The following is a 382-nucleotide window of genomic DNA, read 5'->3' as shown; positions in this document are numbered from 1 at the left end:
ATCGAGGCGGTCACTTCTTCGGTACCGGCAGACATTTCTTCGGACGCACTTGATACGTCCATAATCTGGTCGGCGATCGTATGGAATGCTTGCATCATTGCTGGAAGACCGTCCCCGCTTCGTTGAGCATGGCGGATGTTTCATGTACATTTTTCACACCGTCGGTCATCGACGTCGAGGCGGCGGTTGTGACGTTTTGAATGTCATGGACAATTTGAACGATGCGGGCGGAAAATTCCTGCGACTGCACGGACAGCATTTTCACTTCTTCGGCGACGACGGCGAAGCCTTTTCCATGCTCGCCGGCCCTGGCGGCTTCGATCGAAGCGTTTAACGCTAAGAGCTGGGTCTGCTTGTCGATCTCGGTAATGCCGGTAATGAG

The 382-nt window shown here is 53.9% G+C and carries 1 pseudogene; it reads right to left on the bottom strand.

The features are described from left to right. Positions 1-160: 160 nt before the first annotated feature. Positions 161-382 (bottom strand): annotated as a pseudogene (locus G4V62_RS19410) (methyl-accepting chemotaxis protein); the annotation flags it as partial.

This window comes from Litoribacterium kuwaitense (genome assembly GCF_011058155.1).
Classification (GTDB): domain Bacteria; phylum Bacillota; class Bacilli; order Bacillales; family DSM-28697; genus Litoribacterium; species Litoribacterium kuwaitense.
Note: the sequence above shows the minus strand (reverse complement) of the source record. Positions and strands in the feature narration are given on the sequence as shown.